Annotated in this window: 6 protein-coding genes and 1 tRNA gene; 2 read left to right on the top strand and 5 right to left on the bottom strand. The window is 68.4% G+C overall.

Features of this window, described 5'->3' with window-relative positions:
• Positions 1 to 50: 50 nt before the first annotated feature.
• The 4 genes from ACFWFI_RS31025 to ACFWFI_RS31040 all read right to left on the bottom strand — a co-directional run bounded on the left by ACFWFI_RS31025 (position 51) and on the right by ACFWFI_RS31040 (position 10,313).
• On the bottom strand, positions 51 to 851 hold the full coding sequence (locus tag ACFWFI_RS31025; RefSeq protein WP_387396596.1) for a helix-turn-helix domain-containing protein: 801 nt from the start codon (positions 849 to 851) through the stop codon (positions 51 to 53).
• 213 nt (positions 852 to 1,064) lie between these two features.
• A complete protein-coding gene (locus ACFWFI_RS31030; RefSeq protein ID WP_387396598.1) occupies positions 1,065 to 3,845 on the bottom strand; it encodes a DNA translocase FtsK in 2,781 nt (926 codons plus the stop codon).
• A 110-nt stretch (positions 3,846 to 3,955) separates the two neighbouring features.
• On the bottom strand, positions 3,956 to 4,636 hold the full coding sequence (locus ACFWFI_RS31035; RefSeq protein ID WP_387396600.1) for a response regulator: 681 nt from the start codon (positions 4,634 to 4,636) through the stop codon (positions 3,956 to 3,958).
• Positions 4,637 to 4,880: 244 nt separating this feature from the next.
• Positions 4,881 to 10,313, bottom strand: a complete 5,433-nt coding sequence (locus ACFWFI_RS31040; protein ID WP_387396603.1) for a HAMP domain-containing protein — start codon at positions 10,311 to 10,313, stop codon at positions 4,881 to 4,883.
• A gap of 413 nt (positions 10,314 to 10,726) precedes the next feature.
• Here ACFWFI_RS31040 and ACFWFI_RS31045 point away from each other — a divergent pair, with 413 nt between their 5' ends.
• Together ACFWFI_RS31045 and ACFWFI_RS31050 are read left to right on the top strand one after the other, a co-directional pair.
• Positions 10,727 to 13,342, top strand: a complete 2,616-nt coding sequence (locus ACFWFI_RS31045) for a SpoIIE family protein phosphatase (protein WP_387396606.1) — start codon at positions 10,727 to 10,729, stop codon at positions 13,340 to 13,342.
• Positions 13,343 to 13,497: 155 nt separating this feature from the next.
• Positions 13,498 to 13,983, top strand: coding sequence for a hypothetical protein (locus ACFWFI_RS31050; protein ID WP_387396609.1), 486 nt, complete (start codon positions 13,498 to 13,500; stop codon positions 13,981 to 13,983).
• Positions 13,984 to 14,048: 65 nt separating this feature from the next.
• On the opposite strand, the gene ACFWFI_RS31055 is transcribed toward ACFWFI_RS31050, so the two are convergent.
• Positions 14,049 to 14,121, bottom strand: a tRNA-Thr gene (locus tag ACFWFI_RS31055).
• Positions 14,122 to 14,436: the final 315 nt, after the last annotated feature.

Raw genomic sequence — 14,436 nt, forward strand, 5'->3', positions numbered from 1 at the left:
CCCGGCATGACTGCCGGGCACTCACCGTTGGAAAAGCACGGGCGGAGAGGTCAGCCGACCTCGGGATCACCCTTGGTGTACGAAAGCCGTTCGACCTGACCCGATTCGAACTGGTCGTCGACCTTCTTGCCGTTCACGAAGAGATCGATCGCGCCGGCGTCCCCGAGAACGAGGTCGACCCGTTCCTTGTCCTGGAAGGTCTTGGAGTCGCCCTGGGCCAGCAGACCGTCGAAGAGCAGCCGACCGTTGTGGTCCTTGGCGGAGATCCAGCTCTTGCCCTCGGTGGCGCTGAGCCTGACCGTCACCTTGTCCCGCGGAGCTGCGGCGATGACGCTTTCGGAGGGAGCGGGCTTGGGGTCGGCGGGCTTGGTCGTTGCGGGCTTGGGAGTGGTCTTGTCGGGTGTCGAGCCTTCGGCGACCTGCGCCGATCCGGAACCCTCGTCCTCACCGTTGAAGAGCGTGAAGCCGACGAATCCGATCACGGCGACGATCGCGGCGACCATGGCCGCGGTCCAGTTGGGCCGACGGGGTTCGGAGCGGATCCGCTCCGCCTCGAAGAGCGGTGCCGCGGGCGTGGGAGCGGGACGGCCGCCGTGCTCGGCGTCGAACTCCTCGATCAGCGGATCGGGGTCGAGCCGGACGGCGCGGGCGAGCATGCGGATATGGCCGCGGGCGTACACGTCACCGCCGCAGCGGGAGAAGTCGTCCTCCTCGATCGCGTGCACGATGGGGATGCGCACCCGGGTGGAGCTACTGACTTCCTCGACCGTCAGACCTGCGGCGATGCGAGCCTGCTGAAGCGCGCGACCGATCGAAGGCCGGTCGTCTTCGGGGGAGTTGCCGATGGACACGGGGGCGCCTTTCGAGCGTGAGCCACCTGCTGGATGTTCAGTCTAGGGGTGGTACGAAAGGGTGGGGCAACCGGGAGCGACGACTTTGTACGCCATCGGGATCGCCGGACAGCCCCTCGGGCAGGGCGGAGGACGGAGCGCAAGACGGATCATCCCGCTGCTCCTCCTTTCAACTTGACGTACGGCCGGGCGAAACGGTTGCCCGCAAAACTCTTACGAAGCGGTTTCCCCACGAATGACGGCCAACACTCCGTCGAGTTCGTCCGGCTTCACCATGACATCGCGCGCCTTGGAACCCTCGCTGGGACCCACGATGTTGCGCGACTCCATCAGGTCCATCAGCCGACCGGCCTTCGCGAAGCCGACCCGCAGCTTGCGCTGGAGCATGGATGTCGAGCCGAACTGGGTGGACACCACCAGTTCGGCCGCCTGGCAGAGCAGATCGAGGTCGTCGCCGATGTCCTCGTCGATCTCCTTCTTCTGCTTCGTGCCGACCATCACGTCCTCACGGAAGACCGGCGCCATCTGATCCTTGCAGTGCTGGACGACGGCCGCGACCTCGTCCTCGGTGACGAAGGCCCCCTGCATACGGGTCGGCTTGTTCGCCCCCATCGGCAGGAACAGACCGTCACCCTTTCCGATGAGCTTTTCGGCGCCGGGCTGGTCGAGGATGACCCGGCTGTCGGCGAGCGACGAGGTCGCGAAGGCGAGCCGGGATGGCACATTGGCCTTGATCAGGCCCGTGACGACATCGACCGAGGGGCGCTGCGTGGCGAGCACCAGATGGATGCCGGCGGCACGCGCCAGCTGGGTGATCCGGACGATCGAGTCCTCGACGTCACGCGGGGCCACCATCATCAGGTCCGCCAGCTCGTCGACGATGACCAGCAGGTACGGGTAGGGCGAGAGCTCCCGCTCGCTTCCCTCGGGCGCCTTGGCCTTGCCGGTGCGCACCGCGTGATTGAAGTCGTCGATGTGCCGGAAGCCGTAGGCCGCGAGGTCGTCGTAGCGGAGGTCCATCTCCCGCACGACCCACTGGAGTGCCTCGGCGGCCTTCTTCGGGTTGGTGATGATGGGCGTGATGAGGTGCGGGATGCCCTCGTAGGCGGTGAGCTCGACCCGCTTCGGGTCGACGAGCACCATCCGCACGTCCTCCGGTGTCGCCCGCACCATGACCGAGGTGATGAGGCAGTTGATGCAGGAGGACTTTCCGGAACCGGTCGCACCGGCGACCAGGACGTGCGGCATGTTCGCCAGGTTGGCCATCTCGTAGCCGCCCTCGACGTTCTTGCCGAGCGCCACCAGCATGGGGTGGTCGTCCTCGGCCGCGTCCGCCAGACGCAGGACGTCGCCGAGGTTGACCATCTCCCGGTCGGAGTTGGGAATCTCGATACCGACGGCGGACTTGCCGGGGATCGGGGAGATGATCCGGACGTCCGGGCTGGCGACCGCGTAGGCGATGTTCTTGGTGAGGGCGGTGATCCGCTCGACCTTGACGGCCGGGCCGAGCTCCACCTCGTACCGGGTGACGGTCGGGCCCCGGGTGAAGCCGGTGACGGCCGCGTCGACCTTGAACTCCGTGAAGACGTTGGTCAGGGAGGCGACGACCACGTCGTTGGCGGCGCTGCGCGTCTTGCCGGGACCGCCGCGCTCCAGCAGGTCGAGCGAGGGAAGCGAGTACGTGATGTCGCCGGAGAGCTGGAGCTGCTCGGCACGGGCGGGCAGCGCCCCGGACCGCTCAGGAGCGGGCTTCGTCAGATCGGGGACACCTCCGGAGGAAGAGGTCACCTTCTCCGCGCCCCCGCCGCCGGACGCGCCCTTCTCGGCCGACCGCGCGCCGGGGACCGGGGTCCCGGTCCGCTCCCGGTCCCGGTCCGTGGAGACGCCCTGGGTCAGATCGGCGACGACCGGCGACGGGGGCATCCCGTTGAGCACCGCCCCGTCGAGCGCGGCAGCGGCGGCGGCCGCGACGTCCACGGCGTCCATGGAGCGGTTCATCGCAGGCTGCGCGGACGGCTTCCGCGGCCGGCGCCGCTTGGCCAGCGCCTCGCCCTCGGCCTGATCCACGTCGTAGACGCCGTCCGTCGCCGAACGGCGTGCCGAGGACCGCCGTGAACTCTCGGGCAGCGCTTCGCGCCACTGCTCGTCGTACCGCTCGTCGTCGCTCCCGTCCTCCTCGCCCGGTACGTACACCGGATCGACGATGCCGAGCCTGACGCCGAGCTGCCGCAGCCGTCGGGGGATGGCGTTGACCGGGGTGGCGGTGACGACCAGGAGTCCGAACACCGTCAGCAGCAGCAGCAACGGGACGGCCAGGACCTCGCCCATCATGAAGACGAGGGGCTGGGAAGCGGCCCAGCCGATCAGCCCGCCCGCGTCCTGCATGGCGCCGGTGCCGTCCTCACGGCCCGGCGATCCGCAGGCGATGTGGACCTGGCCGAGCACACCGATGACCAGGGCGGAGAGTCCGATGACGATGCGGCCGTTGGCCTCGGGCTTCTCCGGATAGAGGATCAGCCGCACGGCGACGGCGCCCAGCAGTATCGGCACCAGCAGATCCAGCCGGCCGAACGCCCCGGTCACGAGCATCTCGACGAGGTCGCCGACGGGGCCCTTCAGATGTGACCACGTGCCCGCCGCCACGACCAGCGCGAGGCCGAGGAGCAGCAGGGCCAGCCCGTCCTTACGGTGTGCCGGGTCAAGTCCCTTCGCACCGCGCCCTATGGAGCGGAACACCGCCCCGACACCGTGCGCGGTACCCAGCCAGAGCGCACGGACGAGCCTGTACACGCCCCCCGTGGGGGACGGCGCGGGCTTCGGCGCGGGTTTCTTGGCCGCAGCCTTCTTGGCGGGCCCCCTTTTGGCGGGCGCCGTCTTCTTCGCCGCCGCCTTCTTGGCGGGCGCGGCTTTCTTCGCCGGTCCCTGGGTACGGCCGGCACCCTTCGCGGTGCCCGCCGTGCCCAGGGAACCCTTGCCGGACGTACGTGAGGCCATGTGACTGAGGTTACCGGTGCCGACGTCGGTGGACACGTGTGCCCACGGCTTCACCCGTCCGTGTCGCCCTTGCACAGGCACTGAACTGACGCACCCTCAGCCGCCGCAGGTCAGCTCTGCGACGGCAGTGTGGCCGCGGAACCGCCCGCGCCGGGCTCCAGCGCGTCGAGCGCACGGCGCAGCCCGGTGAGCTTGCGCTCGAGATGGGCGGCGGTGGCCACGGCCGCCGCGTCCGCCGATTCGTCGTCCAACTGCTTGGAGAGAGCCTCGGCCTGCTCCTCGACCGCGGCGAGCCGAGCCGAGAGCTCGGCGAGCAGACCGGCCGGCTCCTTCTCGTCGGCGCCCTGCGGGGCGCCGCCTTCGAGTTGGAGCCTCAGCAGCGCCGCCTGTTCGCGCAGCTGGCAGTTCTTCATGTACAGCTCGACGAAGACCGAGACCTTGGCGCGCAGCACCCAGGGGTCGAAGGGCTTCGAGATGTAGTCCACCGCACCCGCCGCATAACCCCGGAAGGTGTGATGCGGGCCGTGGTTGATCGCGGTCAGGAAGATGATCGGGATGTCCCGGGTCCGCTCCCGCCGCTTGATGTGCGCAGCCGTCTCGAATCCGTCCATACCGGGCATCTGTACGTCCAGCAGAATGACCGCGAAATCGTCCGTGAGCAGCGCCTTGAGCGCTTCCTCCCCTGACGATGCCCGAACCAGTGTCTGATCGAGCGCAGAGAGGATGGCCTCCAGCGCCAGCAGATTCTCCGGCCGGTCATCGACCAGGAGGATCTTGGCCTTCTGCACCATGGCCCGTCCTCCTCGCCCCGGAATCGCACCGGGTGCCGCCCCAGGGGACGACTCCCTTACGCCGTCCGTCCTTGTGCCGGTCATGGTAGCTGCACCCCGCCCGTCACCACACCCTGTCACCGCGATGTCACTGTGCACATAGCGAAAACGCGGTCGAAGACCAGAAGGTTCCCCGGAATCCGCTCACTCACACCCTTCCGCGCGCAGTCGACGAACGGATGCCGGCGAACCGCTTCCGGCCCGGTCACTCTCCGCGCATCCACTTCTCCATCACCGACAGCAGATGATCGGAATCGACCGGCTTCGTCACGTAGTCGGAGGCTCCGCAGTCGATCGCCTTCTCGCGGTCGCCCTTCATGGCCTTGGCGGTCAGCGCGACGATCGGCAGCCCAGCGAACTGCGGCATCCGGCGGATCGCCGTCGTCGTCGCGTAGCCGTCCATCTCGGGCATCATGATGTCCATCAGAACGATCGTCACATCATCGTGCTGCTCAAGGACTTCGATGCCCTCGCGCCCGTTCTCCGCGTACAGCACCGACAGCCCGTGCTGCTCCAGCACACTGGTGAGGGCGAAGACATTGCGGATGTCGTCGTCGACGATCAGCACCTTCTCACCGTGGAAGCGGAACGTCCGGCGGGGTTCCGGCTGCTCCTGTGCGCTCTGCACCCACTCCTCCGGCGCCGCACTCTCCTCCCCGGAGTTGCCGTTCGCCAGGGCCGGGCGCTGCGCCGCTCCGCCCAGGGCCTTGCGCCGGCGCCGGAACACCCCGGCGGAGTTGGCGGGGTCCCCGAAGGGCTGCTCGGCCCTGGAGCTCTGCGAGGCCTCCAGGTGCAGGGCGCCCTCGGCGGAACTCGCGTGGACCTCGATGGGGCCGGGCCCCATCTGCGGATAGCCCTGCGGAGGCAGCTCGCTCGGGTGCAGGGGCAGGTAGAGCGTGAAGGTCGAGCCACGTCCCGGCTCGCTCGCCGCGTGGATCTCACCGCCCAGCAGCCGGGCGATCTCCCGGCTGATGGAGAGGCCCAGGCCCGTCCCTCCGTACTTCCGACTGGTCGTACCGTCCGCCTGCTTGAACGCCTCGAAGATCACCAGCATCTTGCTGGACGCGATGCCGATTCCGGTGTCGGTGACCGAGAAGGCGATCAGGTCACCGTCTGCGTCACGCAGCGAGCCGGCTTCCAGCAGGTGCTCCCTGATGGCGTTCGGCACGTCGGCGCCCGCCGGCCGGATGACCAGCTCCACGGCGCCGCTGTCGGTGAACTTCACCGCGTTGGAAAGGAGGTTGCGCAGTACCTGCAGCAGCCGCTGCTCGTCCGTGTGCAGCGTGGCGGGGAGCTCCGGAGAAACCCGTACGGAGAAGTCGAGCCCCTTCTCCGCGGTGAGCGGCCGGAAGGTCGCCTCCACGTAGTCGACCAGCTGCACCAGGGCGATCCGGGTCGGGCTGACGTCCATCTTGCCCGCCTCGACCTTGGACAGGTCGAGGATGTCGTTGATCAGCTGGAGCAGGTCGGAACCCGCCCCGTGGATCGTCTCGGCGAACTCCACCTGCTTCGGCGAGAGATTGCCCTCGGCGTTGTCCGCGAGCAACTTGGCCAGGATGAGCAGCGAGTTGAGCGGCGTACGCAGCTCGTGCGACATGTTCGCGAGGAACTCGGACTTGTACCGCATCGAGACGGCGAGCTGCTCGGCGCGCTCCTCCAGGACTTGCCGCGCCTCCTCGATCTCGGTGTTCTTCACCTCGATGTCGCGGTTCTGCTGAGCCAGCAGCTCGGCCTTCTCCTCGAGCTCGGCGTTGGAGGCCTGCAGCGCCTTCTGCCGGTTCTCGAGCTCCTGCGAACGGTCGCGCAGCTGCTCGGTGAGCTCCTGGGACTGTTCGAGGAGCTTCTCGGTCTTCGTGTTGACGCTGATGGTGTTGACGCTCGAGGCGATCATCTCTGCGAGCTGGTTGAGGAAGTCCCTCTGGATGTGCGTGAACGGCTGGAACGACGCCAGTTCGATGACACCGAGCACCTGGCCCTCGAAGAGCACGGGAAGCACGATCACATGCGCGGGCGGCGCCTCGCCGAGTCCGGAGGAGATCTTCAGATACCCCGGCGGCACGTTGTCCACCTGGATCGTCCGCTTCTCCTCGGCCGCCGTGCCGATGAGGGTCTCACCGGGCCGGAACGAGGTCGGCATGGAGCCCGCCGAATAGCCGTAACTACCGCGCATGCGCAGCTCGTACGAGCTCTCCTTGCCGTTGTCCGACCCGACCTCGTCCCCGTCGCCGGTGGTCATGGCCAGGAAGAACGCACCGTGCTGGGCGGAGACGACCGGCGTCAGCTCGCTCATGATCAAGGAGGCGACGTCGTCCAGGTCCCGGCGTCCCTGCATCAGCCCGGAGATCCGGGCGAGGTTGCCCTTGAGCCAGTCCTGCTCCTTGTTGGCGAGGGTGGTGTCGCGCAGGTTGGCGATCATCGTATTGATGTTGTCCTGCAGCACCTGGATCTCGCCGGCCGCGTCGACATCGATCTTGAGATTGAGATCGCCGCGGGTCACCGCGGTGGCGACGGCCGCGATGGCACGCACCTGACGGGTCAGGTTCCCCGCCATCTCGTTCACCGATTCGGTGAGGTCGCGCCAGGTCCCGTCGACGTCCCGGACCCGGGCCTGCCCGCCCAACTGGCCCTCGGTGCCCACTTCACGGGCCACCCGGGTCACCTGCTCGGCGAAGGACGAGAGCTGGTCGACCATCGTGTTGATGGTGTTCTTCAGCTCCTGGATCTCACCGCGCGCATCGATGTCGATCTTCTTGGTGAGATCGCCCTTGGCGATCGCCGTGGTGACCGTCGCGATCTGACGCACCTGCCCGGTCAGGTTGGACGCCATCGAGTTCACCGACTCGGTGAGGTCCTTCCAGGTGCCCGAGACACCCGGTACGCGTGCCTGGCCGCCGAGCTCTCCCTCGGTGCCCACCTCGCGCGCCACCCGGGTCACCTCGTCGGCGAACGAGGACAGGGTCGTCACCATCGTGTTGACGGTGTCGGCGAGTTCGGCGACCTCGCCGCGCGCCTCGACCGTCACCTTCTTCGTCAGGTCGCCGTTGGCGACCGCGGAGGAGACCCTGGAGATGTTGCGCACCTGACTGGTCAGGTTGTTGGCCATCAGGTTGACGTTCTCGCTGAGGTCCTTCCAGATGCCCGTGGCGCCCCGCACCCGGGCCTGGCCACCGAGGATGCCCTCGGTACCCACCTCACGGGCGACCCGGGTCACCTCGTCACCGAAGTTCATCAGCTGGTCGACCATCGTGTTGACGGTCGTGACCAGTTCGAGGATCTCACCCTTGGCGTCGACGGTGATCTTCTTGGAGAGATCGCCCTTCGCGACCGCTGTGGTCACCTCGGCGATGTTGCGCACCTGGAGGGTCAGGTTGTTCGCCATGCCGTTGACGGACTGGGTGAGGTCCTTCCACGTACCGGAGACGCCCTGCACCTCCGCCTGCCCGCCGAGGATGCCCTCCGTGCCCACCTCACGGGCGACCCGCGTCACCTGCTCAGCGAAGTTCGAGAGCTGGTCGACCATGGTGTTGAGGGTGTTCTTCAGCTCCAGGATCTCGCCCCGGGCGTCCACGTCGATCTTCTGCGACAGGTCACCCCGCGCCACCGCGGTCGCGACCTGCGCGATGTTCCGGACCTGGGCGGTGAGGTTCCCCGCCATGCCGTTCACCGAGTCGGTCAGGTCGCGCCACACGCCCGCCACACCGGGCACCTGGGCCTGGCCGCCGAGACGGCCGTCCGTGCCCACCTCACGGGCGACCCGCGTCACCTGGTCGGCGAAGGCGGAGAGCTGGTCGACCATCGTGTTGATGGTGTTCTTCAGCTCCAGGATCTCGCCCCGGGCGTCCACGTCGATCTTCTGCGACAGGTCACCCCGCGCCACCGCCGTGGTCACCTGCGCGATCTGGCGCACCTGGGAGGTCAGGTTCCCGGCCATGAAGTTGACGGAGTCGGTGAGCTCCTTCCACGTACCGGAGACACCGTCGACGCGCGCCTGACCGCCCAGGCGGCCTTCCGTGCCCACGTCCCGGGCCATCCGCGTCACCTGGTCGGCGAAGTTGGACAGCTGCGCCACCATCGTGTTGACGGTGTTCTTCAGCTCCAGCATCTCGCCGGCCACATCGACGGTGACCTTCTGCGACAGATCACCGTTGGCGACCGCCGTGGTCACCTGCGCGATGTCCCGCACCTGACCCGTGAGGTTCCGGAAGGCGGTGTTCACCGAGTCGGTGAGGTCCTTCCACGTCCCCGCGGCACCCGGCACCTCGGCCTGCCCGCCGAGGCGGCCCTCGACGCCGACCTCCCGGGCGACCCGGGTCACCTCCGAACCGAAGGCCTGGAGCTGGTCCACCATCGTGTTGACGGTGTTCTTCAGCTCCAGCATCTCGCCGGCCACATCGACGGTGACCTTCTGCGTCATGTCACCGCTGGCCACCGCGGTGGTCACCTGGGCGATGTCCCGCACCTGCGTCGTCAGGTTCCGGAAGACCGTGTTCACCGAGTCGGTGAGGTCCTTCCACGTACCCGCGGCACCCGGCACCTGGGCCTGGCCGCCGAGGAGACCCTCGCCACCGACCTCGCTCGCCACGCGCGTCACTTCGTCGGCGAAGGTACGCAGCGTCTCGGTCATCTGGTTGATCGTCTCGGCGAGCTGTGCGACCTCGCCGCGGGCGCTCACCGTGACCTTCTGGGACAGGTCGCCGTTGGCGACGGCCGTCGTCACCTCGGCGATGCCGCGTACCTGGGACGTGAGGTTCCCGGCCATCGTGTTGACGGAGTCGGTGAGGTCCTTCCAGACCCCGGCCACCCCCGGCACCGTCGCCTGGCCGCCCAGTTCACCCTCGGTGCCGACCTCCCGGGCGACCCGGGTCACCTCGGAGGAGAACGACGACAGTTGGTCCACCATCGTGTTGACGGTGTTCTTCAGCTGGAGCATCTCACCGGCCACATGGACGGTGACCTTCCGTGACAGGTCTCCCTTGGCCACGGCCGTCGTCACCAGGGCGATGTCGCGCACCTGGGCGGTGAGCCGGTACGCCATGGTGTTCACGGAGTCCGTGAGGTCCTTCCACGACCCGGACATGCCGCGTACCTGGGCCTGACCGCCCAGTTTGCCCTCGGTGCCCACCTCGACCGCGACCCGCGTCACCTGCTCGGTGAACGCGGACAGCTGGTCGACCAGGTTGTTGACCGTGCGGGCGACCTTCAGGAACTCACCGCGCAGCGGACGTACGGTCTCGTCCGCCGCGTGGGTACGCAGTTCCATCCGCTGCTCGAGGTCACCGTCGGCGACCGCGGAGAGCACCCGCCCGACCTCGGACACGGGTCGCGCCAGATCGTCGACGAGCTCGTTGGAGGCATCGATCGCGGCCGCCCAGGAGCCCTCGCAGGCGCCGGTCTCCAGGCGCTCGGTGAGCTTCCCTTCGCGCCCGACCACACGCCGCACACGGGCGAGCTCGCCCGTCAGATGCAGATTGCGGTCGGCCACCTCGTTGAAGACCGCCGCGATCTCCGTGAGTACGCCGTCGCCGGAGACGGTGAGCCGCCTGCGGAAGTTGCCGTCACGCATCGCCACGAGGGCCGCGAGCAGTCTGTTGAGAGCTGCCGCATCCACGTCGATGGTCCCATTGCGCTGCTTTTTCACGGACTGCCCGCCTTTTGTGCGCGTTCCTGAACCCCGCGCCGCCACGCCAGACTCCACCGTGTCCCTCCCGCAGGGGTTGACCGTATCGCTCGGGCCGTTATCGGAAGCTTGCCCAGTTCCACTTTGGCTCACCGCCACAGCACACCGTCGACGGGTGACTATGCGGTCGTCAAATCGTTGAAACGTACCAGGCCGGAACGGGAAGGCGAGGAAAGTCTTCCGGTCGTCCCATTTCCCTCACCGGGGGCCCCATAGTTGTGCGCCCGGCGCACAACCACAGGGTGCCTGAGTACCCAAGTCTGCCCTCGTGTACCCGGGACACCGGGCGAGCGTCTAGCCTGGCAGGCGAATCGAAGCGGCGATATACGGGCACAGGACTCGGGGAAGCGACGAGACACCATATGGGGAGTGCTGTGATCACCGCGCGCGCGGCTGCCACCTTCGATCCGGTCGGACGCTCGGTCGCGACCGCCCGCGCGTTCGTCCGGGACACCCTTCAGGGGTGGGGTTACACGGACGTCGTTGACGACGCCGTAGTTCTTACCAGTGAACTCGTGACCAACGCGGTGGTGCACGCGGGCACGGCCGCCGATGTGCTCTGCCTGCGCACCGAGGACGGCGTACGCGTCGAGGTCTCCGACCACTATCCGGAGCGGGAGGTCCCTCTCCAGAGCTCCGGTCTCGATTTCGGCAGCCCGGACCGTGAGGGCGGCCGCGGCCTGCTGCTCTGCGCGGCTCTCGCTTCCCGCTGGGGCGTCGAGTACACCCCGACGCACAAACATGTCTGGTTCCAGCTCGATCTTCCCGAACGCCCCGTGGGTATCCGCTCGGCGAGCCCCGTCCTCCCCACCGCGCTCCTGCCGGTGGCGGACCAGCGTGTACGGGTGGCCGTCGTCCAGATCGACGGTTCCGGCTCCATCGCCTCCTGGAACGACGACGCCGGCTTCCTCTTCGGATACGCCGCCGAGAAGGTCGAAGGCAAGCAGTTCACCGACTTCGTGGCGTGGCCGCACACCCCGGGCACCTCCACCGGTATCGCCGACGCCCTGCAGCTCTCCAGGTGGGAGGGCAGCTACGGCATCCGCGGCGCCGACGGCCGTGTCATCCCGGTGTACTCCTCGCACCTCAGAGTCCGGGACGCCGACGGCGAGCCCTCGACTGTCTGCCTCCTCGTCCGCGACTACGAACGCGCCGTGCTCCAGACTCCTGTGCGCGCTCCCGTCTCCGACGCCTCGGCCGAAAGCCGCAGTACGGACCCGTTCGAAATCTTCATCGGCTCCCCCGCTCCCGACGACCTCGACGGACTGCTGCAGCGCACGGTCGAGCGGGCACGCGACATGCTGGACGCCGACGCCGCCTTCCTGCTGCTGGCCACCGACGACGAGACCGAGCTGGAGGTCCGCGCGACCACCGGCCTTCCCTCGGCCCGCCAGCGCTTCGCACGGGTCCCTGTCGAGGCCGGCACGGGCCGCTACGGCTCCGCCCGCATGCCGGCCGTCCACGAGGACCTCACCGTCGTGCCGGGCGCCGTACCGCTCCTCAGCGACACCGGGATGCGCTCGGTCGTCACGGTCCCGCTGAAGGTCGAGGGCCGTCTCACCGGCTCCCTCGGGGTCGCGGCCGAAGCGGCAGGGCGGTACTCCAACGAGGAGGCCCTGCGCCTGCAGTTCGCCGCGGACCGCATCGCGCTGGCCGTCGAGTCGGCCAGGCTCGGCGAGCTGGAACGCCTGCGCCGCGGCTCGCTGTCCTTCCTCGTCGAAGCGTCCGACCTGCTGGCAGGAACGCTGGACAGGGACCAGACACTGGCGCTGATGGCACAGATGACCGTGCCCACGCTGGCCACCTGGTGCGCCGTCTACACCATCGCGGACCAGTCCTCGGAGCCGTATCTCTCCTACGTGCTCCACGAGGACGAGGAGCGCATCGACGGCCTGAAAGCACTGCTCTCCTCCATCGATCCGCCGGACCCCGTCCCGGCCCCCGGCGCCCGCCTCTGGCCGGCGCCCACGGAGGCCGGCCACCAGGCCGCCCTGCGCACGTCCAAGCGCACCCTGGGCAGGGACGCGCCCCTGAGCATGGGGGCTGCTGCCCGCACCACTCTGGCCACGGCGGTTGCCGTCGGAGGCGAGACCGTGGTCCTGCCGCTCGTGGCGAGGAACCGTGTGATCGGCATGCTCACGCTCGGCAAGCCGTCCGACGAGCACTTCCGCCAGGAGATCCTGGAGCTGGCCGAGGACCTGTCCCGACGGGCCGCTCTGGCCCTCGACAACGCCCGTCTGTACTCGGAGCGCATGGCCATCAGCCAGTCGCTCCAGCGCAGCCTGCTGCCGCCCGGCCTCCCCGACGTACCGAACGTCGAGATCGAGGTCATCTACCGAGCGGCGGGCGAGGGCAACGAGGTCGGCGGCGACTTCTACGACGTGTTCCCCATCCGCGACGGTGCCTACGGTTTCGCCATCGGTGACGTCTGCGGCACGGGCCCGGAGGCGGCAGCAGTCACGGGCCTGGCGCGGCACGCCCTTCGCCTGCTCGCCCGTGAGGGGTTCGGCGGGCCCGCTGTACTGGAGCGGCTCAACGCCGCCATCCTGGACGAGGGCGCACGCAGCCGCTTCCTCACGCTGCTCTACGGGGAGTTGTGGCCCCAGGAAGACGGAAGCGCCCTTCTGAAGGTGGTCTGCGCCGGTCACCCACTCCCCCTGCGTCTGCGCCAGGACGGCTCCGTGGAGGCAGCGGCCGAACCGCAGCCGCTGCTGGGAGTCATCGAGGACCTCGAGCTGTACGAGCAGGAGGTCACTCTGCAGCCCGGCGACGTACTCCTGTGTGTGACGGACGGAGTCACCGAGCGCCGCGAAGGGGCCCGCATGCTGGGCGACGACGGCCTCGCCGACGTCCTCGCCATGTGTACGGGCCTGACGGCCGGCGCGGTGGCCGGGCGCATTCTGCGGGCCGTCGAGCGCTTCGCCGCGGAGCCCGCATCCGACGACATGGCCATTCTGGCCATGCGTGTACCGGAGCCGCAGAACTTCTGACCGGCATGCGTCCGTGTGCGGCGGCGGGCTCTCTTGGAGCTCCCGCCGCACTTGCGTCACGGGGCCGGGCCGTTGCGAAGGTCCGACGACGGCTCACGCGCGGCTCCACGGTCGTCCGCGCCAACTGCACCGGCACGGCCTGGCATCATGCCGCCATGCCGATCCTCCTGCCCGACAGCGACTACTCGATCACCACGATGTACTCGGTACCCGACGACGCCTGGTACTTGGAGCTGGATCTCGTCGGCATTCGACGAATGCTGGTGACCGCGATCATCCCCGACGAGGACCCGGCACGTGAGCCCACGATGTGCTTCGACTCCGCAGGACCGCATGTGGACATTCCCTATCCGGTGATGCGCTGGTTCATCGACCACGTCGAGGCGGAGATCCGCACGTCCCGCTACTGGATGCGGCTGCGCCCCGAAATCGTCGAGGTCATATACGGGTTGCGGCAGGAGTACCAGGGCGGCATAAGTGACGAAGAGTTTCCCGAGGTCCTGGAGCAAGTACGCCCCACGGTCCCGGAGGCGGACCTCCCTTCGGTCCTTGCCGCCTCTTTCGGGCGGAGGCCGGACGGCACCACCACGGACGACGTGCTGGCACTCATGCCTGCCGACGAGCAGGAGGCGGCCACGTAGCCGGACTTCTGCTCCCAGGAATGCAGAAAGGCCCCCGCCATTGGCGGGGGCCTTTCCTTTGCCGGAGCCCCAATGCGGAATCGAACCGCAGACCTTCTCCTTACCATGGAGACGCTCTACCGACTGAGCTATTGGGGCCTGCTGCCTTGCGGCAACGAGGTAAAGCATACCCCGAACGAAGGGGTGTTCAAAACCGTTCTGACGGGCCCTCTGCCGCCGGTGGCTCGCGCGGTGTTGCCTGCGAGTCCCGGCCCGACCCCTGGCTCCGGGGCGGACCGGTTCTCAGTGGTCCTGACACCGGCGCTGGCCGGCCTCCGGCCCTCGGGGAACCCGGGCATCACCCCGGGGCTCCGACGCGGGTCGTGAACGCAGAAAAGCCCCGTGCCACAAGGGCACGGGGCTTTCCCGGAATAATTGTTCGGCGGCGTCCTACTCTCCCACAGGGTCCCCCCT

Source organism: Streptomyces sp. NPDC060209 (assembly GCF_042728155.1).
Taxonomy (GTDB): Bacteria; Actinomycetota; Actinomycetes; order Streptomycetales; family Streptomycetaceae; genus Streptomyces.

Bases quoted from the DNA above. Each gene is read 5' to 3' on its own strand.
- ACFWFI_RS31030 (WP_387396598.1), bottom strand. From the start codon at position 3,845: ATGGCCTCACGTACGTCCGGCAAGGGTTCCCTGGGCACGGCGGGCACC.
- ACFWFI_RS31035 (WP_387396600.1), bottom strand. From the start codon at position 4,636: ATGGTGCAGAAGGCCAAGATCCTCCTGGTCGATGACCGGCCGGAGAAT.
- ACFWFI_RS31050 (WP_387396609.1), top strand. From the start codon at position 13,498: ATGCCGATCCTCCTGCCCGACAGCGACTACTCGATCACCACGATGTAC.